This is a genomic window from Nocardiopsis mwathae (assembly GCF_014201195.1).
Lineage (GTDB): Bacteria > Actinomycetota > Actinomycetes > Streptosporangiales > Streptosporangiaceae > Nocardiopsis_C > Nocardiopsis_C mwathae.
In genome coordinates this window covers 602337-625771 of sequence record NZ_JACHDS010000001.1, presented here as the reverse complement: position 1 = coordinate 625771, position 23435 = coordinate 602337, and the positions used below count along the sequence as shown (strand labels likewise).

Here is a 23435-nt window from a genome sequence, read left to right as displayed (position 1 = left end):
TTCTTCGGCGGATCGGGACAGGTCAATCCTATGACCGTCGCGGAGGCGCGGGTGTCGAAGCGGACCCGCGGCCGGGAGACCCCGGCCACCGCGCCCACCCGTTCTCAGGCGAAGTGGGTGGGTTTCTCCGCGGCGGGCTCCAGCCCGCCCTCGCGCAGCAGCCACTCGGTGGCCGCGACGGCCTCCATCGGCGGGGCGAAGTACCGGCCCTGCGCGGCGTAGCAGCCCATGGCCGCGGCCGCCTTGGCGATCGCCTCACTCTCCACCCCCTCGGCCACGGCCCGCATGCCGAGCGAGCCGACGAGGTCGACGGCGGAGCTGACGATGACGTGCCCGTCGGCGTCGTCGACGATCCGGCGGATGAACGACTCGTCGATCTTGATCTCCTCCACCGGGAGCCGGTTGAGCCGGGCCAGGGTGAAGTAGCCGGTGCCGAAGTCGTCGAGGGAGAGCGAGACGCCGAGGTCGGCCAAGGCGAGGATGGTCGGTGTGACGGCCTCCGCCTCCGACACCATCACCCGCTCACTGATCTCCAGGCGCAGCGCCTCCGGCCGGACGCCGTGGCGGCGCAGGGCCGCGCCCACGATGTCGGGCAGGGTGGGGTCGAGCAGTTCGCGCGCCGAGAGGTTGACGGCGACCGGCAGTCGCACCCCCTCGGCCTGCCAGCGGGCCACCTGCGGCAGGGTCTTCTCCAACACCTCGTGGGTGAAGCTGCGCATGAGGTAGGACTGCTCCACCAGCGGCACGAACTCCTCGGGCGGCAGGATGCCCCGCTGCGGGTGCCGCCAGCGGACCAGCGCCTCCATCCCGACCGCGCGGCGCTCACCCAGGTGCACCTTGGGCTGGTAGAACATCTCCAGCTCGTCCTCGACCAGCGCGCGCCGCAGCTCGCCGAACAGGCTCAGCCGGGCGGTGGAGTTGCGGTCCTTGTAGGGGGCGTACAGCTCGACGCCGGTACGGTGCTCCTTGGCGACGTACATGGCGACGTCGGCCCGCTGCATCAGCAGTTCGAAGTCAGGGGCGTGGTTGGGGTAAAGGGCGATGCCGACGCTGGCCTCCAGGTCGAACTCGACGCCGTCGAGGCGCATCGGCTCGGCGAGCGACACCCGAAGCCGCGCCGCCACCTCGCGGGCGGAGGCGGCGTCGCGCACCTGCGGCAGCAGGACCGCGAACTCGTCGCCGCCGAGGCGGGCCACCAGGTCGCCGGGGCGGACGCTGTGGGTGAGGCGCCGCGCGACGGTCTGCAGCAGGCGGTCGCCGGTGGGGTGGCCGAGGGTGTCGTTGACCTCCTTGAACCGGTCGAGGTCGAGCAGCAGCAGGCCGACGCGGTGGTCGCGCTGCTGGGCCTCGCTCAGCGCCTCCTGGGTGCGCAGGATCAGCAGCTTGCGGTTGGCCAGCCCGGTGAGCTCGTCGTGGTTGGCCTGGTGCTCCCGCTTCACCGACAGGGTGGCGCTGGTGTAGAGGGCGACCAGCGGCAGCGAGAACAGGGGCACCAGCCAGATCTCGTGGGTCATCGCGACGACGACGAGTGGCGCGAGGCTGAGCAGAACGCCGTTGACGAACAGGCGCTGGCCGAGGTCGCGGGTGAGGGTGCCGTGCAGCGGAGCGCGCTCGTGCATCGCCACCGCGCACTCCACCAGCACCAGGTTGGTGACGAAGTAGCAGATGCCGGCCAGGGCCACCACGAGCAGCTCGGCGCCGCCGGGCACCCAGGGGATCGCCTGCGCGTGCGGGACGATCATCCGGATGACGGCGTCGGCCACCCCGAAGCTGAGGACGTACTGGGCCACGTTGAACGCGGTTCGGTGCGGTGCGTGGCCGCGGGCCACCCCCGCGATGATCGAGGCGATGGCCTGGACCAGTCCGGCCACGGCCAGGCCGTAGAAGATGAGCAGCGCGAACGAGAAGGGCAGGGAGGTCGGCGCCCCGTTGTCGGCCCCGGTGCGCGGCGTGGCGATGGGGCGCAGCTCGCCCAGGACCACCATGCACAGCACCACCCAGATGAGCGGCTGCCCGGCGAGCACCTGCAGCCGGTCCAGGCCGAGCCAGTACAGCGACAGGCCGAGGAGAGCACAACCGGACACCGTGGTGCCGGCGAGGTAGAGCCACAGCGGTGTCCCGACCCGGGGGCCGACATCCCGGGTGTTGTTGGGATCCAACATAGACATCCTCGGGGTGCTTCACGGAGCGCTGCGCCGAGTCGGCGGATCCATCGCGGCGCAGGTACTCCTCACGAAATCCGTCTCAACCGTTCCGGTCACCCCCATGACCGTTACAGCCACGTCTGCAATCTGCGGGTCAACCCCGGTCATCATGCTCACCCTACGATGACCTGTGACCAGGTGTCGCCAGATGAGGACTTTTAGTAAGGCAGGCCGGACCTGGCGAAATCGCCCGATTCACTCCACAATACTGCGACAGGTAGCCTAGTGGTCGCCCATAGTAGAGAGCCAGTGGCATAAACCGGCCGCGCGCCGACGTTCGACCGGTCCCGATCCTGGTCAGCGCACGGCCGCACCGATCATTCCGTGGGGAGCCGGTGCTCCATGGCCGCATCCGGCCCCTGCTCCAGCAGAACCCGGAAGCCAGCCTCGTCCAGGATCGGCACGCCCAGGCCCACCGCCTTGTCGTACTTGCTCCCGGGGCTGTCGCCGACCACCACGAACCGGGTCTTCTTCGAGACCGACGCGGTGGCCTTGCCGCCCTGCTCCGCGATCGCCTCCTTGGCGCCGTCGCGGGTGAATCCCTCCAGTGAGCCGGTGACCACGACCGTGACGCCGTCCAGCAGGCGCGGACCGCTCCCCGCGCCCTCCTCCTCCATCCGGACACCCGCCTCGCGCCATTTCCGGACGATCTCGCGGTGCCAGTCGACCTGGAACCACTCCACGATGGACTGGGCGATGGTCGGGCCGATGCCGTCGACCGACGCCAGCTCCTCCTCGCTCGCCTCCGCGATCGCGTCGATCGACCGGAAGTGCCGGGCCAGGTCCTCGGCGGCACGCGGCCCCACGTGCCGGATCGACAGCGCCACCAGCACCCGCCACAGCGGCCGGCTCTTGGCCTGCTCCAGCTGTTCGAACAGCTTCTCGACCGTCTTCTTCGGCTCCCCCTGCTGGTTGGCGAAGAAGGTGACCACCTTGGGCTCGCCCGTCTTGGGGTCGGGCTTGGGCTCGGTGGTGTCGGGGTCCAGGACCAGGGTGCGGATCGGCAGCAGCCGCTCCACCGACAGGTCGAAGAGGTCGCCCTCGTCGCGCAGCGGCGGCTCCTGGGGCCGCAGCGGCTGGGTCAGCGCCGTGGCCGCGACGTAGCCCAGCGCCTCGATGTCCAGGGCCTTGCGGCTGGCGATGTAGAACACGCGCTCGCGCAGCTGGCCGGGGCAGGACCGGGCGTTGGGGCAGCGCAGGTCGACGTCGCCCTCCTTCTGCCGGCCCAGCGGCGACCCGCACTCCGGGCAGGTCTCCGGCATCACGAACGGCCGCTCGGTGCCGTCGCGCAGGTCCACGACCGGCCCCAGGATCTCCGGGATGACATCGCCGGCCTTGCGCAGGGTCACGGTGTCGCCGATGAGCACGCCCTTGCGCTGGACCTCCTGGGCGTTGTGCAGGGTGGCGAACTGCACCTCCGACCCGGCCACCACCACCGGCTCCATGACGCCGTAGGGGGTGACCCGCCCGGTCCGGCCCACCCCGACCTTGATGTCGACCAGCTTGGTGGTGACCTCCTCGGGCGGGTACTTGTAGGCGATCGCCCACCGCGGTGCGCGGCTCGTGGAACCCAGCCGCCGCTGCAGGGCGGCGTCGTCCACCTTCACCACCACACCGTCGATCTCGTAGTCGGGCTCGTGGCGGTGCTCGCCGTAGTACTCGACGAAGTCCCACACCTCCGCGGTCGTCGCCACCACGCGGTAGCGGTCGCTGACCGGCAGGCCCCAGTCGCGCATCAGGTCATAGGCGTGCGACTGGTGGGTGACCTCCACTCCCCGGTGCGCGCCGATGCCGTGCACCAGCATGCTCAGCGGGCGGGTCGCGGTGACGCGGGGATCCTTCTGCCGCAGCGAACCGGCCGCGGCGTTGCGCGGGTTGGCGAACGGCTGCTTGCCCTCGGCCGTCAGCCGGGCGTTGAGCTCCTTGAAGTCGTCCTCCGGCAGGAAGACCTCGCCGCGCACCTCCAGCAGTTCGGGCGCGGGCCGGACGCTCTCGTCCAACCGGTCGGGGACGGCGTCGATGGTGCGGACGTTGAGCGTGATGTCCTCGCCGACCCGGCCGTCGCCGCGGGTGGCGGCGGTGGTCAGGCGGCCGTTCTCATAGACCAGGTCCACGGCCAGTCCGTCGATCTTGAGCTCGCACAGGTAGCCGTCGACCGGCACCTCACTGCTCGCCCGCTGCGTCCACGCCTGCAGTTCCTCGGCGCTGAACGCGTTGTCCAGGCTCTCCATCCGCTGCCGGTGCTCGACCGCCGCGAAGTCCACACTGATCGGCGCGCCGACCTTCTGCGTGGGCGAGTCCTGGGTGATCAACTCGGGGTGCGCCGCCTCGATGGCGCGCAGTTCGGCCACGAGCTCGTCGTACTCGGCGTCCGAGATGATCGGGTTCTGCATGTAGTACCGGTAGCTGTGGTCGTCGATCTCCTGGCACAGCTCGGCGTGGCGCTCGCGCACCTCGGCGGGGATGCCCTCCGTGCCGCCCGCATCCGCTGCCGCCGGATCTTCCGCGCTCACCCGGGTACGTCCTTTCCTCACCGTCTACCGCCGTGGTTCCTCGCGCAGCACCCGCGCGGCGTCCCGGCACGCCGCCATCGCAGCGCGCGCGTGGCCGGGCGAAGCCGCGGCCAGCCCGCACGTCGGGGTGGTGACCACCGTCGCCGCGAGCTCCTCAGGGGCGAAGCCGATCCGATTCCACAGCTCACGTACAGGATCGACGGTAGCGGCCGGGTCGGACGAAACCGAGTCCGTACTCGCCACGACACCGAGAAAAAGCCCGGCTCCCGCCTCCACGGCCACGCCGATGTGCTCGTCGTGCGCCCGCGTCAGCAGGGTCGCGTCCAGACTCAGTGCCCGCGCCCCCGACCGGCGCAGCAGGTCGACGGGCGCCGCGGCGGCGCAGCAGTGGCCGACCGGCAGCCCGTCGGCCTCGGTGATCGCGCCGAACAGCGCGCGCAGCCGGGCCTCGACCGCCGCCCGGTCGGCCGCGGGCAGCCGACCGTACCCGCTGGCGGTGCGCACGGCACCGGTCAGCACGGACGGCAGGGACGGCTCGTCGACCTGGACCAGCAACTCGGCGCCGGGCACGCGGGAGCGGACGTCCGCGATGTGCGCCACCACCCCCTCGACGAGCGACGCGCAGAGGTCGGCGACGGCCCCGTGGTCGGCGAGCAGCTTCTCACCGGTGCGCAGCTCGATCCCGGCCGCCAGCGTCCACGGCCCGGCGACCTGGATCTTCAGCGGGCCGTGGTAAGAATGCGCGTGCTCCTCCAGGGCGTCGACGTCGTAGCGGAGGAAGTCGGTGGCGCGGGCCAGGTCGCGGCCGGGGCGCTGCACCACCCGCCACCCCGAGGGCTGCACCTCGACCGGGAGGTCGACCAGCAGCGCGGCGGTGCGGCCGATGATGTCGGCCCCGGCTCCGCGCGCGGGAAGCTCGGGAAGGTGGGGCAGGTCGGGCAGCTCGCCCAGGATGGTGCGGACGGCCTCGTCGGGGTCGTCGCCGGGGTAGGAGCCGACACCGGTGGAACTCGCCTCGGGCCAGGGAAATCTCGCGTGCGTCACGACGCTCAAGGTTAGGGCACCGGGGGACGGTGACCGGCCGAGGCGGGTCAGGACACGCGCTCGGTGGGGTCGGCGGGGTCCGACGGGTCGGCCGCCGCCTGTTCGGCTGCGGCGCGGCGGCGCCGGCGGTGCCGGACGACGCCCACGACCACCGCGGCCAGCGCGGCGGTGGCGCCGACGGCCAGAAGCGGCGAGTGGATGAAGAGGTTCCACCACACCGCGATGACGGCCATGCCGCCTAGGCTGTAGATGCCGGCCCAGGCCATGCAGCCCAGCAGCATCGCCACCAGGTAGCGGGGGAAGCTCATCCGCATGGCGCCGGCCGTGAAGTTCACGGCGGTCTGGATGCCGATGGTGAAGAACGACAGGGTGACGGCGGGCGGGCCGTAGCGGTCGATGAGGTCGTGGGCGCGGGTGAGCTTGGTGCCGAGGCGCTCGGCCATGCCGGTGCGGTGCAGCCCGGCCCACACACCCCGCCCCAGCCAATAGGTGGCCTGGGCGCGCAGCACCACGATCGCGAAGAGCGAGAGGTACACGACCAGGAAGGGCTGGCCTTCCAGGAACCCGTACGGCATGCCGCCTCCATCCTCGCTCTCGCCACCCCGGGGCGTATTCGGCGGGTCATTCCCGGCTCGCGGCCGGGGGAACGACGCCCGTTGCGCCGGACGCGCCCCGGCAACGTCCATGCAATATTGCTAAGCCTAACCTAACACTCCCCGGTCGCGGGGGGCGGCACGGTGCGGTGACGCCCACGCCCGCCGGACCGGCGGCGCCCCGCCCGGGTCAGCCCGCGGCGGCCGCCTCCTCCTCACTCCGTGCGGTGGCGGTGATCGTCGCCGAGCCCAGCACCGTGTCGCCGGTGTCCCCGTCGTAGAGCACGGCCGCCTGCCCGGCGGCCACGCCCGTGGCGGGCTCCGCCAGGCGGATCACCAGCTCCTCGCCTCGCTGCCATGCCGTGCACGCATAGACCTCGCCATGCGCCCGCAGCTGGACGATGCACGGCGTCGGCTCGGTGATCGGGTCGCAGCCGCTCCACACCGGGCTCCGCCCGACGATCTCGTCCACCCGCAGCGAGGAACGCGGCCCGACCGTCACCGTGTTGTTCACCGGCTCGATGGACAGCACGTAGCGGCGGTCGGGTGCCCCGCCCAGGTTCAGCCCCTTGCGCTGGCCCACCGTGAAGGTATGCGCGCCGCTGTGGGTGCCCAGGACCTCGCCGGACTCGTCCTTGATCGGGCCGGGCTCCCCGCCCAGCCGCCTGTTCAGGAACCCTGCGGTGTCGCCGTCGGCGATGAAGCAGATGTCGTGGCTGTCCGGCTTGTCGGCCACCGACAGCCCGCGCCGCTCGGCCTCGGCGCGCACCTCCTCCTTGGTGCAGTCACCCAGCGGGAACATGGCGTGCGCCACCTGCTCACGGGTGAGCACGCCCAGCACGTAGGACTGGTCCTTGTCCGGGTCGACACTGCGCACCAGGCGGCCGTCGACCTTGCGGACGTGGTGGCCGGTCGCCACGGCGTCGAAGCCGAGCGCGATCGCCCGGTCGAGCACCGCCTCGAACTTGATCTTCTCGTTGCACCGCAGACACGGGTTGGGCGTGCGCCCTGCCGAGTACTCGGCGACGAAGTCCTGGACGACCTCGCGGTCGAACTCCTCGGCCATGTCCCACACGTAGAAGGGGATGCCGATGACGTCGGCGGCGCGCCGGGCGTCGCGGGAGTCCTCGACGGTGCAGCAGCCCCGCGCGCCCGTGCGGTAGGACTGCGGGTTCTTGGAAAGGGCCAGGTGCACACCGGTGACGTCGTGCCCGGCCTCGGCCGCGCGGGCGGCCGCGACCGCGGAGTCGACGCCGCCCGACATGGCGGCGAGTACGCGCAAAGTCATAACGCCTTCCAGCCTATGCGCTGGAGGATGCTGCTGCGCGACGGCGGCGGCCGGACCCCCGGAGGCGTCGGCGCTCCGTACGTGCCGCAGTGCCGAAGGCCGGATCGGGGCCGCGGGAAACGTCGCGCGTCGCGCCTGCGCCGGTGCCACGGCACCCCCTCGGCTCTGCGAAAATCATGGCCATGGCTCTGTTCCGTCGCCGCAAGTCCGAAAGTCCCGACTCCGCCGTCGCCGTCGACGGGTTCTGGTCCCGATGGGCCGACGTCCGCGGCCCCCTGGCGGTGTCGGTCGATGCGGGGTCGCCGGTCTCCCCCGAGATCGCGGACCGGATCACCGAGCGCGTCACGCGCATCCACCCCGCCCTGACCTGGCGGGCCTCCCCCGCTCCCAGCACCGGGCCCGGCGGCATCGACGACCTGGGCGGCCTCGGCCTGCCCGCCGACGCGGACCCCGACGAGCTGCTGGCGCGGCTGGCCGAGGCCGACGCCGCCGCGGAGGGCCCGGCACCTTCCTACGCGCTGACGCTCATCGCGGGCGCCGACGACGAGGCCCGGGTACTGGCCGAGCGCTGGATGCGCGCCGCCCCCGCGGACGCCGACTGGCGGTTCTTCCCGGCGATCCCCGCCGACCACGCCGGCCTGGGCGAGACCTACACCACCGACGACCACCGGCTCGACCTCTCCCACTGCTCCGTCTCGCTGCGGGTGGACCAGCAGCGCAACATGATGGAGGCAGGGGTCTACCACCCGGACAACATGTTCCTCCCCGAGGAGGCACAGCAGGGCCTGGCCGAGCACGTGGTGATGCTGGCACTCGGCGAGGACGACTGTGTGCGGTGGATCTCCAGGGTCACCCCCCTGTCCGAGAAGCCGCTGGACCCCTTGCCGCCGACGTCCATGCCCGCGGTCGTCCAGCAGCTGGCCGGCGCGTTCGGCGGCGGGTGGGTCACCGTACAGGCCCGCATCCGGCTGACCGGAATCGTGGAGATCGCCGTGCGACACCCGCTGCACCGCCGCGACTTCCCGGCGATGACGCTGTCGGTGACCGTCGCCCTGCCGTACACGGACAGCGACGCGGACAAGCTGCCGGCCGAACCGTCGGCCTCGGCGCTGGAGGCGTTCACCGCCCGTCTGGACGACCTGCTCGGCGACAACGGGGCACTACTGGCCCGGCAGACCATGGGCGGCCAGCGCATCCTCCACTACTACCTGGACCCCGAGTCCGGCGTCCTGCCCGAGTTCGAGTCCGCGGTGCAGGAGTGGCCGGAGGGACGCGCCATGGTCCGCAGCCGCCTGGAGCCGAACTGGGACACCGTCAATCAGCTGATCAAGCCGATCAAGCGGCAACTGGGCCAGTAGCGGCGGATCCCGGCCGGGCCGGTGGCGGCCTGCCGGGGCGGCCCGGGCGTGTTCTGCGGATCACGCCCCGGTCGGCGGTCAACCCGGCCGATGTCCGGTGGGCAAGGGCGGCACCGAGGGCGGCGGGGCGCCGCCCTCGCTACCTGCGCTTGCTGCGTGCGGCGCGGGCGCGGTCCACGGCCGGGCCGATGGCGCGGCCGAGCGCGGTGACGTCGTCGATCGTGGAGCCGTGGCCCAGGGAGAAGCGCAGGGAGCTCAGCGCGGTCTCGGTGTCGGCGCCCATGGCCAGCAGCACGTGGCTGGGCTGGGCCACACCGGCCGAGCAGGCCGAGCCGGTCGAGCACTCGATGCCGTGCGCGTCGAGCAGCATCAGCAGGGCGTCGCCCTCGCAGCCGGGAAACGAGATGTGCGCGTTGCCGGCCAGGCGGTCGACCGGGTCGCCGTTGACCGCGATGTCGGGCACGGCCTTGCGGACCGCGGCGATGAGCTCGTCGCGCAGGGTGATGAGGTGCGAGGTGTGCTCCTCGCGTTCCGCGACGGCCAGCCGCGTGGCCGTGGCGAAACCGCGCAGCAGCGGGGTCATCAAGGTGCCCGACCGCACCTCGCGCTCCTGGCCGCCACCGTGCAGCACCGGCACCGGATCGACCCCGCGGGCCACCACCAGCGCTCCGGCGCCCACGGGTCCGCCGATCTTGTGGCCCGTCAGCGTCAGCGCCGATACCCCGGAGGCGGCGAAGTCGACCGGCTCGGCGCCGACCGCCTGCACCGCGTCGGTGTGGAACGGAATGCCGTACTCCCGCGCGATGGCGGCGAGTTCGTGGATCGGCTGCACGGTGCCGACCTCGTTGTTGGCCCACATCACCGAGACCAGGGCGACATCGTCAGGGTCGCGCTCGATCGCCGCGCGCAGCGCTTCGGGCCGGACCCGGCCCACGCCGTCGACCGGAACCTCCTCGCAGACCGCGCCCTGGTGGTCGGCCATCCAGCGCGCCGGGTCGAGGACGGCATGGTGCTCGACCGCGCCGACCAGGATCCGCTTCCGCTTCGGGTCGGCCTGGTTGCGCGCCCAGTACAGCCCCTTGACGGCGAGGTTGTCGGCCTCGGTACCGCCGCCGGTGAACACCACTTCGTTGGGGGCGGCGCCGATCGCGTCCGCGATGGCCTCGCGCGCCTCCTCCACCGTGCGGCGGGCACGGCGGCCGGCGCCGTGCAGGGAGGACGCGTTTCCGAGACGGCCGAACTCCTCCGTCATGTCCGCGATGGCCTCGGGCCGGACGGAGGTCGTGGCTGCGTGATCCAGATACACCATGGCGCTGTTAAGGATACGGCGGCGAAAACCGGCGGATCACCGCGACCGGTACGGACCGTACGTGGGGACCGGGCTCAGCCAGACGCCGGTCCGCCGACAGCGGCGGGCTGCGGCGCCCCTGCCCTCCGTCGATCGCGGGGATATCGGGGCCTCACGGCCGATTGTCGCCCCACTGTCTCCGAGATCGACGGAGGAAGGCGGCGGCCCCGGACGGGATGCCCGGGGCCGCCGCCAGTGCAGCGAGGTGGCGGATGCCACTACTTGCGCTTGTTGATCTCCTCGGTCAGCTGCGGCGCGACCTTGTGCAGGTCGCCCACGACACCGAAGTCGGCGAGCTCGAAGATCGGTGCCTCGGGGTCCTTGTTGACCGCGATGATGTTCTTCGAGGTCTGCATGCCGGCGCGGTGCTGGATGGCACCGGAGATGCCGAGCGCGATGTAGAGGTTCGGGCTGACGGTCTTGCCGGTCTGGCCGACCTGGAACTGGTTGGGGTACCAGCCGGAGTCGACGGCGGCGCGGGAAGCGCCCACGGCCGCACCCAGCGAGTCCGCGAGTTCCTCGACGACCGAGAAGTCCTCGGAGCCGACACCGCGGCCACCGGAGACCACGATGGCGGCCTCGGTGAGCTCCGGACGCGCGCCGCGCTCCTGCTTGACGCGCTCCACCACCTTGGCGCCCTTGGCGGCCTCGGACACCTCCACGGAGACCGGCTCCTCGGCGGCCGCACCCGCGGCGGGCTCGGGCGGAACGGAGTTCGGGCGCACCGCGACGACCGGCACGCCGGACTTCACCTTGGCGTGGGTGATGGTGGCGCCGCCGAAGATGCTGTGCTCGGCGACGACCTCGGCGTCGACGTCGACGACGTCGGTGAGCACACCCGAGCCCAGCTTCACCGCGGTCCGGCCGGCGACCTCCTTGTTCTCGGCGGTGGCCGAGACCAGGACGGCGGCGGCGGACTTCTCGCCGGCCAGCTTGGCCAGCAGCTCGGCCTTGGGCGCGACGACGTAGTCGTCGAGCTCCGCCGATGCGACGTAGACCTTCTCGGCACCGTACTCGGCCAGCTTGGCCTTGCCCGACTCGGCGCCTTCACCGATCCACACGGCCGCCGGCTCGCCGATGCGGCGGGCGGCGGTCAGCAGCTCGGTGGTGACCTTCTTGACCTCTCCGTCGACGTGGTCGACGAGGACGAGGACCTCAGCCATATCCGTAATCCTTCTTTCGTCTCCGCCGGACCTACAGGAACTTCTTGTCGGCGAGGAAGTCGGCGGCCTTCACACCGCCGTCGCCCTCGTCCTTGACGATCGTGCCCGCGGCGCGCGGCGGGGCCGCGGCGAAGTCCAGGGTCTCGGTCCCGGCGTTGGCGAGACCGACCTTGGCGGCGTCGATGTCGGCGTCGGCGATCGCCAGCTTCTCCACCGGCTTCTTCTTCGCCTGCATGATCAGCTTGAACGACGGGTAGCGCGGCTCGTTGATCTTCTCGACCACCGAGACCACGGCCGGCAGCTGCGCCTCGACGACGTCGTAGCCGTAGTCGGTCTGACGCTGGACCTTGATGGCGGAGCCGTCGACGTCGACCTTGCCGGCCAGCGTGAGCTGGGGCAGGCCGAGGTACTCCGCGAGGGCCGCGCCCACGACGCCGGTGCGGGCGTCGGTGGACTCCGAGCCCAGGACCACCAGGTCGAAGCCGATCTTGCGGAGAGCCTGGGACAGCGCATAGGCGGTCTGCAGGGCGTCGGAGCCGTGCAGCGCGTCGTCCGCGAGGTGGACGGCCTTGTCGGCCCCCATGGACAGGGCCTTGCGGATCGAGTCCGTCGCCTGGTCCGGGCCCATCGTCAGGATGGTGACCTCGCCGCCGTGCTTCTCCTTGAGAAGCAGGGCCTCCTCGATCGCGTACTCGTCGAGTTCGTTGATGACACCGTCCGACGCCGCGCGGTCCAGCGTGTTGTCATCCGACGAGAGTTTCCGCTCGGTCGCCGTGTCCGGGACCTGCTTGACCAAAACGACAATATTCATGGCCGGTGGCCGACCTCCCTGCGCTCTCTTGCGTCGCCCACTCGGACGGCGCGGACGCCTGGTGCGTCCTTGCTGCGTATGGTCCCCAAGGGTGCCAAATGCTCCGGTCTCATCCGGCAGCGGGTCGACGTTCACGTCACGCCATCCCGCCTGATGATTCAGGTGATACCCCCGATGTTACTGACTAGTAGCCAGAGGGCAAACGGCGACCCCGGGTGAGTTTCAACAAAGGCAAGCCTCACCTAACAATCTGGCCGTTCGGCCGGAAGTCTAGCCGCTGAACCAGTCGCCGGGACCACCGATCCCTCCCCAGTACGCCGCGGACGTGAGCCCGAAGGAGTACACGAGCATCGTGAACAGGATGAGAGCGGCGATGATGATCCAGTACGCGTACACGTTGCGGATGTCGATCCTGTCGATCAGCTCGACCGCCTCGACCCGCGCACCCCGCCCGTTCGGGCCGAGGAAGCTGCCCAGCACGACCGCCACGATGGCATAGGAGCCCACGGTGTTGGCGTCGCTCGGTCCGATGATGAACGCGACGATGAGACCCAGCACGATGCCGCCGAGCAGGTAGCCCGCGCCGTACATCAGCGTGGTGCCCAGGTTGCGGATCAGCGCCCAGGGCATGCTCAGCGCGATCACCACGTTGTCCGAACTGCGCGGCCCCCGCGTCTGCAGGCGGCGCGCGTGCTCCGCCTTGACCAGGTTCAGCGCACCCAGGGTCGAGGCCACCAGCACGCCCAGGACGAGCCCCGCCCACGGCACCAGAAGGCCCAGCCCGGCCAGCATGAGCAGGGCCGGAACCAGGATGAGCGACGGAAGCCGACGCGGTTCGGCGTCGTCGTAGTAGTCGCCGTCGTCCCTGCCGCCACCCAGATAGTCGCTGAGGCGGTCGCTGCCGGAGCCCTTGATGCGGTCGAACAGGCCCCGGCGCGGCTCCTCCTCTTCATCGCCGTAGTCGTCGGCGGGCAGGGCGGTCGTGTGGTCGGCGCGCCGCGCGGGGCCGCCGCCCTCGACCGGTGTGAGGATGTCGCGGAACTCCTCAGGGCGCAGCGTGGAGTCGTAGAACATCGTGTGCGGGCCGCCCGAGCGGTCGTCCCGCGCTTCCTCGGGCGCCAGGTAGCCGGTGGACTGCGGCTCGTCCACCGGGACCGCGCGCGTCGCCTGGTCATAGGCGCCGCTCCCGGCGACCATCGTCCGGTCCGGCCGCTCGGCCGCCTCCGCCCGGTCGTCCCGCCCGCGGGGGTCGAGCTCCGCCGCAGCGGCGGCCGGACCGGTGGGCGGCACCTGCCCGGTCTCCTGCGGGTCGGGCACGGCCTGCGTCGCCGGGGCCTCGGGGGCGTCGTCGCCGCGGCCCATGGCCGACCCGGCCAGCGCACCGGCGGCAGCGCCGGCGGCCGCTGCGCCCCAGCCGCCCCTCCCCCCGGAGGCGGTGTGCGGACCGGCGCCGTGCCCCGACCCGGGCATCGGCGCCTGCACGGTGTGGCTGCCGGTCAGACCGGTGCCCGCGTGGGTCGGGCCCTCGGTCCAGGGCAGGTCGAGGTTGAGTCGGCGGGACTCGGCGACCAGCTGCGCGGCGGTCGGGCGCGACGCCATGTCGCGGGAGACCGCCCGCATGATCATCGGGCGCAGCTGGTCGGGCACGCCGTCGATGGTGATCTCGCCGTTGAGGATGCGGAAGAAGATGACCTCGAAGGAGCCCGCGCCGTAGGGCGGCTCTCCGGTGGCGGCGAAGGCGACGGTGGCGCCCCAGGCGTGCACGTCGGTCGCGGGGCCGAGATCGGTGCCCTCGATGACCTCGGGCGAAAGGTAGCTGGGCGTGCCGACGAAGGTGCCGGTCTGGGTGAGCTTGGCGCCGTCGACCGCGTGCGCGATGCCGAAGTCGATGACGATCGGCTCGCCGTTGGAGATGATGACGTTGCCGGGCTTGAGGTCGCGGTGGATGACGTCGGCGGCGTGGATGTCGTCGATCGCCTGGGCGAGCCCGGCCACGAAGCGGGTGAGCGCGCGGCCGCGCAGGGGACCGTGGTTGCTGACCGTGGCGTCGAGCGTGGGGCCGGGGACGTACTCGGTGACGACCCACGGCAGGCGGGCCGTGGTGTCGGCGTCGATGACCTCGGCGACGTTGCGGCTGTGCACGAGGCGCATCGTGTTGACCTCGCGGTCCAGCCGGGCGCGCGCGATGTGGTCGCCCGCCACCTCCGGGCGGAGCACCTTGATCGCGACCAGCCGATCCGTGCGCGGGTCTTCGGCCTGGTACACAACGCCCATTCCGCCCTGCCCGATACGGCGGCGGATGAGGTACGGGCCGATACGCTCCGGCAGCTCCTCGCCCTCGGGGAAACCTGCCGTCATTGCCATAGCGATTTCATCCCCTCAATGCCCGCATATCACCACGTCCAGCCTAGCTGGCGGGAGACATCCGGGACTCGCGACGGCCCCGCGGCCCCTGAGGGCAGCCGTCACCTTCTCGTGAACATCGAAGCCGAACCCACTCGTCCGGTGCCCGCCGGGGCGAGTGCCGCCGTGGCACGGGCGTATGGTGTCGACACCATCCGGATCTCCCGAACGACAGGGGTAGAGAACGACCCCTGACACCATGCGGCGCATGGCACTCTCGGGTGACCCCACGAGTATGACGGAAAAAGTCGGTCCCCGGTTCCGGGAAACCACCCTCGAATGATGGTTCTCCACCGCACTCGGGACACGGATCGGGCACTGGGACGGCGGGCGGGGGCCGACCGCGACGGTGGCGGCGCGGCCCCGCCTATGAGGGGAAAACCCCCGGCGGATCGGGGCCCGGGACGGGCTACCGCCCGGAGAACCGCGCCTTGCCCGGGCCCTCCTCCACGAAGCTGCGCATGCCGGTCTTCTGGTCCTCGGTGGCGAACAGTGCGGAGAACTGCAGCCGCTCGATCTCCAGGCCGGTGTCGAGGTCGGCCTCCAGACCGCTGTCGATCGCCTGCTTGGCCGCGCGCAGCGCGACCGCCGGACCGTCGGCATAGCGCGCCGCCATCGCGACCGCCGCCGAGTACACCTCGGCGGCCGGGACCACCTCGTCGACCAGGCCGATCCGGTGCGCCTCGTCGGCCGCGACCATGCGGCCGGTGAAGATGAGGTCCTTGGCCCGGGCCGGGCCGATCAGGCGGGGCAGCCGCTGCGTGCCCCCGGCGCCGGGGATGACACCGAGCCGGATCTCGGGCTGGCCGAGCTTGGCGTCCTCGGCCGCCACGCGGAAGTCGGCGCACAGCGCGAGCTCGCAGCCGCCGCCCAGGGCGTAGCCGGTGATGGCGGCGATGACCGGCTTGGGGATGCGCGCGACCGCGGTGAAGGAGTCCTGCAGGGTGCGCGAGTGCGCGGACATGTCGGCGTAGGTCATGTCCGCCATCTCCTTGATGTCGGCCCCGGCGGCGAAGACCCTCTCCCCGCCGTAGACCACGACCGCGCGCACCGCGTCATCGGCCCCGACCTGCGCGGCGGCGGCCCCGATCTCCCGCTGTACCTGCGCGTTCAGCGCGTTCAACTTGGGCCGGTCCAACCGGATCACGGCAACGGCGGGGTTGGCCGGGTCGGCCTCGACACGAACGAACTCTCCCACGGTCGGCACCTTTCACGGGTTCGTCTCCAGCACTGAGGGCTGGCTCACCTCTACCTACCACGGACACCCCGCGCGGCCCCCACCCAGGGTCCGGGGGCCGTCGCACGGCACGACCGCCCCGGCGAGGTGCCTCCTCGCCGGGGCGGCCCGCACGACTCGGCTCATCCGCCTCTTCGCACCGGCGGGGACAGCGGGTAAAGGACGCACGGATCTCTTGGTCGGTCACGGGGTTCATGAATCCGGACGCCAACAGGACACATGTCGGGATGTCCTCTGCATTTTTCGGCCACCGGCCTGCCCTCGGCATCACCCCGTCGACCGCCGGTAGTGGTAGCGATGCGACTCCACGAAGCCATACGCTTCATAGAGCTTCCGAGCGGCGGTGTTCTCCTCTTCGACCTGCAACCACGCCGACCGGGCTCCATGACCCCGCCCCCACGTGAGCAAGGACCGCAGGATCGCGGTCGCCACGCCACCGCGCCGGTACTCCGGGCGGGTTCCCATGCAGAAGACGCCGAGCCATTCGCGGTCGACGACCCCGGCCCCGACCCCCGCCACCTCATCCTCGTCGTCCTCGTCCAGGACCCGCGCGAAAACCGTATGCGCGGGGATACGATCCATGACCAGCTCCCCGGCGGCATCTCTCCGCCCGTCGACCGACTGCAGGGTCCGGGTCCACGCCTCGTCCCGCGCTCCGAGGCGGACCTGCCGTTCCGCACCGCCGACACCCCTGCCACGACGCCGCCCGGTCTCCTCGGTCAGCGGCGCCCGCATGACCAGCGTCGGGGACAGGCGCTCGAACCCGCGCGCGGCCAAGTGATCGTCCAGGGCGAGATGTCGGTGCGCCGGGGAAACCTGGATCAACACCGGCAGGTTCCGCCGCCCGTAGAACTTCTGGACCGCAGACAGCCCATCGAGCGCACCGCACCGGGGCGGAAGCGCCCTGTTCGATCTGCTGCGCGCCACACCGGGTGTCGAGCGCAGAACCCACCCTTGCGCCTCCTTCACCACCGTCGCCGGCCACGCCCGCAGCGCCTGCTGCTCGATCACCATGTCATCCGCACTGTCCATCGGAACAGAATGGCAGCAGGGTGGTCAGCGGCGTTGAAGAGCCCTTCCCCCTTCGTCTCTCCTTGAGACGGCCGTTCGGCTTCGGGGGCGTGGGCCGGCCTCTCACATGAAGAGGGGCTTCCAGGTGCCCAGCGCGAGGGAGAGGGTGTGGGCCGCCAGTAGGACGGCCACGGTACCGATGAGGAGGCAGGTGTCGGAGCGGTGCCAGGGGCTTTCGCGGGCGTGGGTGCGGGGGCCTGTGCCGAAGGCTCGGGCGTCCATGGCGGTGGCCAGCAGGGTTCCGGTACGGATCGAGCGGACCAGCAGGGCGAAGGCCTTGCCCGCGAAGATCGCGGCGGCGGTGAACGGGTTGCGACCCGCTTCCAGGCCGCGGGCTCGGCGGGCCAGGGTGAGGGTGCGCCACTCGGCGGCCAGGAGCGGGATCAGCCGCAGCGCGGCCAGTACCCCCATCACCGGGCGCTCCGGCAGCTTCAGCCGCTGCACCAGCGCGTCCGTCAGCTCGGTGGGGTCGCTGGTGGCCGCCACCAGCACGCCCGGCAGCGCGATGGCCAGCAGACGCACGGCCAGCCCGAACGCGGTCAGCGGGCCGCTCTCCCCGAAGATCAGGTTGACCACACCGACCGACAGCGCCGCCAGCAGGAGCGGGCCGCCGAGGGTGAGGGCCGTGCGGCGGTCGATCCCCGCGAAGGGCAGGACCAGCGCGACCGCGGCCAACACGACGCCCGGGGTCACCGGGTCGACCGTCGGGATCAGCGCGGCCGTCACCAGCAGCGCCGCCACCACCTTGGCGGCGGGGTTGGCGCGCCGGAGCCAGGCCGTGATGGCGGGGTGAGCCTCGGTTTCGGGGATGGGATGGGCGCCGGGTGTGCCGGACGGGTGACGCTCCGACTGTGCGCGGGGCGGCCGGTGGGTGGTCATCGGGTGGCCTCCCCCTCGATCGTCGAGGCCGGGGTGACGCGGCGGTCGCCGACGCGGAGCTCGACGTCGGTGAAGCGGTCGAGCAGCAGGGTGTCGTGGGTCGCCATGACGATCGCCCTCCCCTCGCTGCGGAGGTCAGCGAGGAGACTCACCAGTTCGGACCAGGTGCGTGTGTCCTGGCCGAACGTCGGCTCGTCCAGCAGCAGCACGTCGGGCGCGTGCGCGGGGCCGGAGCTCAGGGCCGTCGCGACCGAGAGGCGGCGCTTCTCACCGCCGGACAGTGTGGCGGGGTGCACATCGGCCAGGCCGGTGAGGCGCAGCCGCTCCAGCAGCTCCTCCACCCACGCCGCCGTCTCACGCTCCCCCAGACCGGTGCGTGTCGGCGCGAAGGCGAGCTCATCGCGGACGCTCCCGGTGACGAACTGGTCCTCGGCATGCTGGAAGACCGTGCCCAGGTGTCGGGCCAGGCGCCGGGCCGGCCACCGGACCAGCGGGCGCCGGTCGACGTCGGCCAGGGCGCCGCGCGGCTCCACCGTCCCGCCGTGCGGGGCGGTGAGCCCGGCCAGCAGCATCAGCAGCGTGGACTTGCCGGAGCCGTTGACGCCCGTGAGGGCGGTGGCCGCCCCGGCCCGGACCGCCGTGTCCACCCCGTCGAGGACCGTGGCCGGTGCCCCGGTGCGCGGGCCGATGGGGTCGGGCTCGCGGGCGACGACGCCGACCGCTTCGATGAGGGGGGACGTGGGAGGGCACCGCGGTGGCCCTGCGGCCGCGCTGCCCGAAGGCCGGGGGGCGTGGCCGGGGACCCAGACGCCCCGCTCGGCGAGGTCGGCGCCGTGCGCGGCGAAGACGGCATCCGGGGCGCCGTCCGCGATGACGCCGCCGCCCGGCTCCAGCACGACCACGCGGTCCACCAGCCCGATGACGTCGGCCACCCGGTGTTCGACCAGGACCAGCGTCGCCTCGCTCGTGGCCACCAGGTCGGCCACCACGTCACGGACCAGGCGCGCACCGACCGGGTCGAGGTTGGCGGTCGGCTCGTCGAGGAGCAGCAGACGGGGGTCCATCGCCAGCGCTCCGGCGATCACCAGCCGCTGCTTCTCGCCGCCCGACAGCGCGGCCGTCGACCGCGCGATGCCGTACGGGAAGCCCACCCCGTCGAGCGCGGCGTGCACGCGCGGCCAGATGTCGGCGCGGGGCAGGGCCCGGTTCTCCAGGCCGAACGCGACGTCGTCGCCGCTGCGCGCCATCACCAGCTGCGTCTCCGGGTCCTGGCTGACCAGGCCGATGTCGCCGCGGCGGCGGTCGGCCGGCTCGCCGTCGACCAGCAGCGCCCCCTCCTGCTCACCGGTGATGGCGGCGTCGGGGCCGGTGAGGCCGGCAAGCGCGTGCAGCAGGGTGCTCTTGCCCGCGCCGGAGGCTCCGAGAAGCAGGACCCGCTCCCCCGGCTCGATCACCAGGTCGACGCCGCGCAGCGCCCACGCGTCGCGGGCGCCGTGCCGCCAGCCCCATCCGGACAACCGCACGCCGGCCCCGCCCCGGGCCGCGCCCCCGCTCATCCGCGCGCCGACGGGAAGGGCGTGAGCGCGCCCGCGCGGGCCAGGGCGGTCGTCAGCAGTCGGCCGCCGATCCCGGCGATGATCGCGGCGCTGAGCACGACGATCACCCCGTAGGCGGCCATGAACGCGGCCGGCCAGTCCGCGTAGTACAGGGTCAGGTCCATCGCGGTGGGCGCCAGCCCGGCGGCGGCCCCGGCGAGGATGGAGATCCCCATCCCCCAGAAGCGGTAGCGGCCGAGCGCGAAGACCACCTCGGGCAGCAGCCCCTGCAGCACGCCCGCGAGCACGACCAGCAGCCCCCAGTGGGTGCCGAGCAGCATCGAGACGGTCGCCGCCGCCGTCGAGGTGAGCACGCCGGCGCCGGGCTTGCGGATGATGAGCATCCCGAGCACCCCCGGCAGCAGCCACATCCCGTAGATCACCGCCTGGGCGGGCGGGAAGAAGAGGAACAGGGGCGAGGTGGCCTCCCACAGCATCCCCCAGAACCAGAAGATGACCCCGATGGCGACGCCGAGAACGGCGGCGACGACGATGTCGACGGTGCGCCAGCGGAACCGGCGGCCCGATGCGGTGGGTCGGGTGGGTTCGGTCGGCTGGGCGCCCGAGGTTTCTCCTGGCGCGGCGGAGGTTCCCACGTCGATCGGTGTCCCTTCGTGTCGGTGCACGAGAGGGCGCGAAGTGCCAAGAGGGCCGCGGCCGGGGCGCGCGTGGGCGCGCGGGCCGGATCCGCGGCCGACGGATCCTACGACTTCCTTCGCCGGCATGACCCGGATCAGGTGTGTAAGGGTCTGCGGGGCCGATCCCGCACTCTCAGCGCCGAAGCGCTCCCCTGTCGGTTCCCTGCCGTTCCGGCAGTTCACTCCATTATGGGTGATCCCGCAACACACCGGACATCACCGACCCTGCCGCCGGCCAGCAGCCCGTCCCTTCCGATGATCTCGGGGATATCGGGGTCTCCCCGGCGATCTTTCCCCCAGTATCTCCGAGATCATCGGAAGGGATAGGGCCGCGCTACCTCAGCACCATGCCGTCGTCCATGGCCTCCGGCGGCCGGGGGGCCACGACCAGCCCCATCTCGGCGGGATCGGCGAGCATGGCGTGGGCGGGCAGGACCCGGACCGTGTAGCCGCAGGTTCCCGACCGCACCAGGGGCACGGATCCCGCGTAGCGCACCAGCGGTCCCTCGACCTCCTCGGGATCGCCGACCGGCGCCAGGGTGGCGACGACCGGTTCGAGCAGCCGCTCGTCGTCGGCGACCCGGCCCACCGCGACCTCCACCTGGATGTCCTGCGGGGCCAGACCGGGCAGCACGAGCGTGGCGTGCACCTGCATCGCGCCGCCGACCTGGGGCGGGTCCTCCATGCCGACCACCTCGACGTGCTCGATGCGCACCCCCGGCCAGGCCTTGCGCACCCGCCGCTTCCAGTCGGCGAGCTCACGGGCGCCGGTCATGGCGGGGGCCGACGTGTCGGTGCCGTCGGCGGCCGCCTCGTCCGTGGGGGTTCCCACCAGCCGGCGTGAGGAGTCGGCGGCTCCCTGGTAGAGGAGGGTGACGTAGTCCTGGACCATCCGCGTGGCCAGCACCTTGGGGCCGAGCGACACCAGGGTGTGCTTGACCATCTCCAGCCAGCGGTTGGGCAGCCCCGCCTCGTCCCGGTCGTAGAACAGCGGGGCGACCTCGCCCTCGATGAGCTCGTACAGCGCCGACGCCTCCAGCTCGTCGCGCCGGTCGGGGTCGCTCACGCCATCGGCCGTCGGGATGGCCCAGCCGTTGGAGCCGTCGAACCACTCGGCCCACCAGCCGTCGCGGATGGACAGGTTGAGCCCGCCGTTGAGCGCGGCCTTCATGCCCGAGGTGCCGCACGCCTCCAGCGGGCGCAGCGGGTTGTTCAGCCACACGTCGCAGCCCTGCACCAGGGAGTGGCCCAGCGCCATGTCGTAGTCGGGCAGGAAGACGATGCGGTGCCGCACCCGCGGGTCGTCGGTGAACCGCACGATCTCCTGGATGAGGCGCTTGCCACCCTCGTCCGCGGGGTGGGCCTTGCCCGCGATGACGATCTGCACCGGGCGCCGCGGGTCGAGCAGCATCGACGTGAGTCGGTCGCGGTCGCGCAGCATCAGGGTGAGCCGCTTGTAGGACGGCACCCGCCGGGCGAAGCCGATGGTCAGGACGTCGGGGTCGAGCACGTCGTCGACCCACCCCAGCTCGGCCGAGCTGGCGCCGCGCTGCCGCCAGGAGGCGCGCAGTCGCCGCCGGGTATCGGCCACGAGGCGGGAGCGCAGCGTCCGCCGCATCTCCCACAGGTCCTCCTCGGCGGCGCCGGTGATCTTGCGCCACCCCTCGGTGTGGGTGAACTCGGCGGAGTCCTCCACCATGCGGCCGGCCATCCTCTGGGCCTCGTCGGCGACCCAGGTGCGGGCGTGCACGCCGTTGGTGATGGAGGAGATCGGGACCTCGGAGGTGTCGAAGCCCGGCCACAGGCCGCGGAACATGTCCCGGGCGACCTGTCCGTGCAGCCGGCTGACCCCGTTGACGCGCTGCGCCAGCCGCATACCCATCACGGCCATGTTGAACACGGCGGGGTCGCCGCCCGCGTAGTCCTCGGTGCCCAGCTCCATGACCCGGTCGCACGGCACGCCGGGCGCCGCGGACACGTCGGCGGCGAAGTGCCGCTCGACGAGCTCGCGGGGCAGCCGGTCGATCCCGGCGGGGACGGGGGTGTGGGTGGTGAACACCGTGCCCGCGCGGGTGGCCTCGACCGCCTCGTCGAAGGTGAGCCCGGCGTCTCCGATGTACTCGCGGACGCGCTCCAGGCCGAGGAACCCGGCGTGCCCCTCGTTCATGTGGAAGACCTCGGGGCGGGGGTGGCCGCTCAGCTCGCAGTAGGCGCGGACGGCCCGGACGCCGCCGATGCCGAGCAGGAGCTCCTGGCGGAGCCGGTGCTCGCTGCCGCCTCCGTAGAGCCGGTCGGTGATGCCGCGCAGCTCAGGGTCGTTGCCTTCGTGGCAGCCGTCGAGGAGCAGCAGCGGGACCCGGCCGACCCGCACCACCCACACGTGCGCGGTGATCCGGCGGCCGTCGGCCAGGTCGACGCCGATGGCCACGGGTTCCCCGCCCGCGTCCGCCAGGCGGCTCATGGGCAGCCCGCGCGGGTCGATCTCGGGATAGGCCTCCAGCTGCCAGCCCTCGGGCGAAAGGGTCTGGGTGAAGTAGCCGTGCCGGTAGAGCAGGCCCACACCGATGAGCGGCAGGCCCAGGTCGCTGGCGCTCTTGAGGTGGTCGCCGGCGAGGATGCCCAGCCCGCCGGAGTACTGGGGCAGCGCGGCGGTCAGGCCGTATTCGGCCGAGAAGTACGCGATGCCCGAGGGCGGCGCGGACAGTCCCTGATACCAGCGCGGGCCGGTGAGGTAGGAGTCGAGGTCGGAGTCGGCCTCGCGGAGGCGGGCGCAGAACGCCTCGTCGCGGGCGAGCTCGGAGAAGCGGTCGGCACCGACCTCCCCGAGCATGCGGAACGGATCCTGGCCGACGGCCGCCCACACCTCGGGGTCGATCGCGGCGAAGACCTCGCGGGTGGCCGGATGCCAGGCCCATCGGAGGTTCGCGGCGAGCCGGCCCAGGGGGGCGAGTTCGTCGGGGAGGACGGTACGGACGGTAAATCTGCGAATCGCCTTCACGGAGCGTGAGGCTAGTCAATCCGCGGCGATTGCGCGACCCCTGAAGCCACTATTCAACGAACACTCGTCAGGCCCGCCTTTCCGGTTTTCGGGAGGATTTTCCCCATTCTCCGCCAAACCGGACAGAGCGCCCTTTCGGATCTCCATCGCACGATCAGCACACACGGGAAGCACGCCGATTTAACCCCTTATTGCCACACGCGGAACGAATGTGACGAGTGTTCCCCCTGAGGCGCCCGACCGGTTTGTCGTTGTTCTACGTGCGCAACCGCCGAAGATACCTCCCACGAAG

Annotated in this window: 16 protein-coding genes and 1 riboswitch; of the genes, 1 reads left to right on the top strand and 15 read right to left on the bottom strand. The window is 72.0% G+C overall.

The features are described from left to right. Positions 1-104 precede the first annotated feature (104 nt). The 5 genes from HNR23_RS02380 to mnmA all read right to left on the bottom strand — a co-directional run bounded on the left by HNR23_RS02380 (position 105) and on the right by mnmA (position 7642). Complete coding sequence (locus tag HNR23_RS02380) at positions 105-2162, bottom strand: putative bifunctional diguanylate cyclase/phosphodiesterase (RefSeq protein ID WP_184073042.1); 2058 nt, start codon at positions 2160-2162, stop codon at positions 105-107. A gap of 359 nt (positions 2163-2521) precedes the next feature. Continuing rightward, complete coding sequence (ligA, locus tag HNR23_RS02375) at positions 2522-4717, bottom strand: NAD-dependent DNA ligase LigA (RefSeq protein WP_184073040.1); 2196 nt, start codon at positions 4715-4717, stop codon at positions 2522-2524. A 24-nt stretch (positions 4718-4741) separates the two neighbouring features. Then, positions 4742-5761 carry a uroporphyrinogen decarboxylase/cobalamine-independent methonine synthase family protein gene (locus HNR23_RS02370; protein WP_184073038.1) on the bottom strand — a complete coding sequence of 340 codons (1020 nt, stop codon included), beginning with the start codon at positions 5759-5761 and terminating at the stop codon, positions 4742-4744. Positions 5762-5808: 47 nt separating this feature from the next. Next, on the bottom strand, positions 5809-6336 hold the full coding sequence (locus HNR23_RS02365; RefSeq protein ID WP_184073036.1) for a DedA family protein: 528 nt from the start codon (positions 6334-6336) through the stop codon (positions 5809-5811). 208 nt (positions 6337-6544) lie between these two features. Further along, positions 6545-7642: a tRNA 2-thiouridine(34) synthase MnmA gene (mnmA, locus tag HNR23_RS02360; protein WP_246421544.1), complete on the bottom strand. Its 1098-nt coding sequence runs from the start codon at positions 7640-7642 to the stop codon at positions 6545-6547. Between the two features lie 182 nt (positions 7643-7824). Here mnmA and HNR23_RS02355 point away from each other — a divergent pair, with 182 nt between their 5' ends. Further along, positions 7825-9000, top strand: a complete 1176-nt coding sequence (locus HNR23_RS02355) for a DUF695 domain-containing protein (protein WP_184073034.1) — start codon at positions 7825-7827, stop codon at positions 8998-9000. Between the two features lie 139 nt (positions 9001-9139). Here HNR23_RS02355 and HNR23_RS02350 read toward each other — a convergent pair whose 3' ends face one another. The 10 genes from HNR23_RS02350 to glgP all read right to left on the bottom strand — a co-directional run bounded on the left by HNR23_RS02350 (position 9140) and on the right by glgP (position 23143). After that, positions 9140-10309 carry a cysteine desulfurase family protein gene (locus tag HNR23_RS02350; RefSeq protein ID WP_184073032.1) on the bottom strand — a complete coding sequence of 390 codons (1170 nt, stop codon included), beginning with the start codon at positions 10307-10309 and terminating at the stop codon, positions 9140-9142. Between the two features lie 257 nt (positions 10310-10566). Beyond that, positions 10567-11511 carry an electron transfer flavoprotein subunit alpha/FixB family protein gene (locus HNR23_RS02345; RefSeq protein WP_184073030.1) on the bottom strand — a complete coding sequence of 315 codons (945 nt, stop codon included), beginning with the start codon at positions 11509-11511 and terminating at the stop codon, positions 10567-10569. 31 nt (positions 11512-11542) lie between these two features. Continuing rightward, on the bottom strand, positions 11543-12322 hold the full coding sequence (locus HNR23_RS02340; protein WP_184073028.1) for an electron transfer flavoprotein subunit beta/FixA family protein: 780 nt from the start codon (positions 12320-12322) through the stop codon (positions 11543-11545). 270 nt (positions 12323-12592) lie between these two features. Next, positions 12593-14686, bottom strand: coding sequence for a protein kinase domain-containing protein (locus HNR23_RS02335; protein ID WP_246421543.1), 2094 nt, complete (start codon positions 14684-14686; stop codon positions 12593-12595). Positions 14687-15134: 448 nt separating this feature from the next. Continuing rightward, positions 15135-15923 carry an enoyl-CoA hydratase-related protein gene (locus HNR23_RS02330; RefSeq protein WP_184073026.1) on the bottom strand — a complete coding sequence of 263 codons (789 nt, stop codon included), beginning with the start codon at positions 15921-15923 and terminating at the stop codon, positions 15135-15137. Between the two features lie 306 nt (positions 15924-16229). Further along, positions 16230-16994, bottom strand: coding sequence for a GNAT family N-acetyltransferase (locus HNR23_RS02325; RefSeq protein ID WP_184073024.1), 765 nt, complete (start codon positions 16992-16994; stop codon positions 16230-16232). A 102-nt stretch (positions 16995-17096) separates the two neighbouring features. After that, positions 17097-17912, bottom strand: a complete 816-nt coding sequence (locus HNR23_RS02320; RefSeq protein WP_184073022.1) for an energy-coupling factor transporter transmembrane component T family protein — start codon at positions 17910-17912, stop codon at positions 17097-17099. Beyond that, positions 17909-19468: an ABC transporter ATP-binding protein gene (locus HNR23_RS02315; protein WP_184073021.1), complete on the bottom strand. Its 1560-nt coding sequence runs from the start codon at positions 19466-19468 to the stop codon at positions 17909-17911. Before HNR23_RS02315 ends, HNR23_RS02320 begins: the two co-directional genes overlap by 4 nt. Further along, positions 19465-20103, bottom strand: coding sequence for an ECF transporter S component (locus HNR23_RS02310; RefSeq protein ID WP_184073019.1), 639 nt, complete (start codon positions 20101-20103; stop codon positions 19465-19467). The genes HNR23_RS02315 and HNR23_RS02310 overlap by 4 nt, the downstream gene beginning before the upstream one ends. A gap of 97 nt (positions 20104-20200) precedes the next feature. Further along, positions 20201-20309, bottom strand: a riboswitch (TPP riboswitch). A 170-nt stretch (positions 20310-20479) separates the two neighbouring features. Then, positions 20480-23143 (bottom strand): alpha-glucan family phosphorylase, encoded by a 2664-nt coding sequence (glgP, locus tag HNR23_RS02305; RefSeq protein ID WP_184073016.1) that lies wholly within the window; start codon positions 23141-23143, stop codon positions 20480-20482. Positions 23144-23435 lie beyond the last annotated feature (292 nt).

What these genes read in the sequence shown, in the direction of transcription:
- HNR23_RS02380 (WP_184073042.1), bottom strand. Translation starts at nt 2,162, where the DNA reads ATGTTGGATCCCAACAACACCCGGGATGTCGGCCCCCGGGTCGGGACA.
- HNR23_RS02365 (WP_184073036.1), bottom strand. Translation starts at nt 6,336, where the DNA reads ATGCCGTACGGGTTCCTGGAAGGCCAGCCCTTCCTGGTCGTGTACCTC.
- mnmA (WP_246421544.1), bottom strand. Translation starts at nt 7,642, where the DNA reads ATGACTTTGCGCGTACTCGCCGCCATGTCGGGCGGCGTCGACTCCGCG.
- HNR23_RS02355 (WP_184073034.1), top strand. Translation starts at nt 7,825, where the DNA reads ATGGCTCTGTTCCGTCGCCGCAAGTCCGAAAGTCCCGACTCCGCCGTC.
- HNR23_RS02350 (WP_184073032.1), bottom strand. Translation starts at nt 10,309, where the DNA reads ATGGTGTATCTGGATCACGCAGCCACGACCTCCGTCCGGCCCGAGGCC.
- HNR23_RS02345 (WP_184073030.1), bottom strand. Translation starts at nt 11,511, where the DNA reads ATGGCTGAGGTCCTCGTCCTCGTCGACCACGTCGACGGAGAGGTCAAG.
- HNR23_RS02340 (WP_184073028.1), bottom strand. Translation starts at nt 12,322, where the DNA reads ATGAATATTGTCGTTTTGGTCAAGCAGGTCCCGGACACGGCGACCGAG.
- HNR23_RS02335 (WP_246421543.1), bottom strand. Translation starts at nt 14,686, where the DNA reads ATGGCAATGACGGCAGGTTTCCCCGAGGGCGAGGAGCTGCCGGAGCGT.
- HNR23_RS02325 (WP_184073024.1), bottom strand. Translation starts at nt 16,994, where the DNA reads ATGGACAGTGCGGATGACATGGTGATCGAGCAGCAGGCGCTGCGGGCG.
- HNR23_RS02320 (WP_184073022.1), bottom strand. Translation starts at nt 17,912, where the DNA reads ATGACCACCCACCGGCCGCCCCGCGCACAGTCGGAGCGTCACCCGTCC.
- HNR23_RS02315 (WP_184073021.1), bottom strand. Translation starts at nt 19,468, where the DNA reads ATGAGCGGGGGCGCGGCCCGGGGCGGGGCCGGCGTGCGGTTGTCCGGA.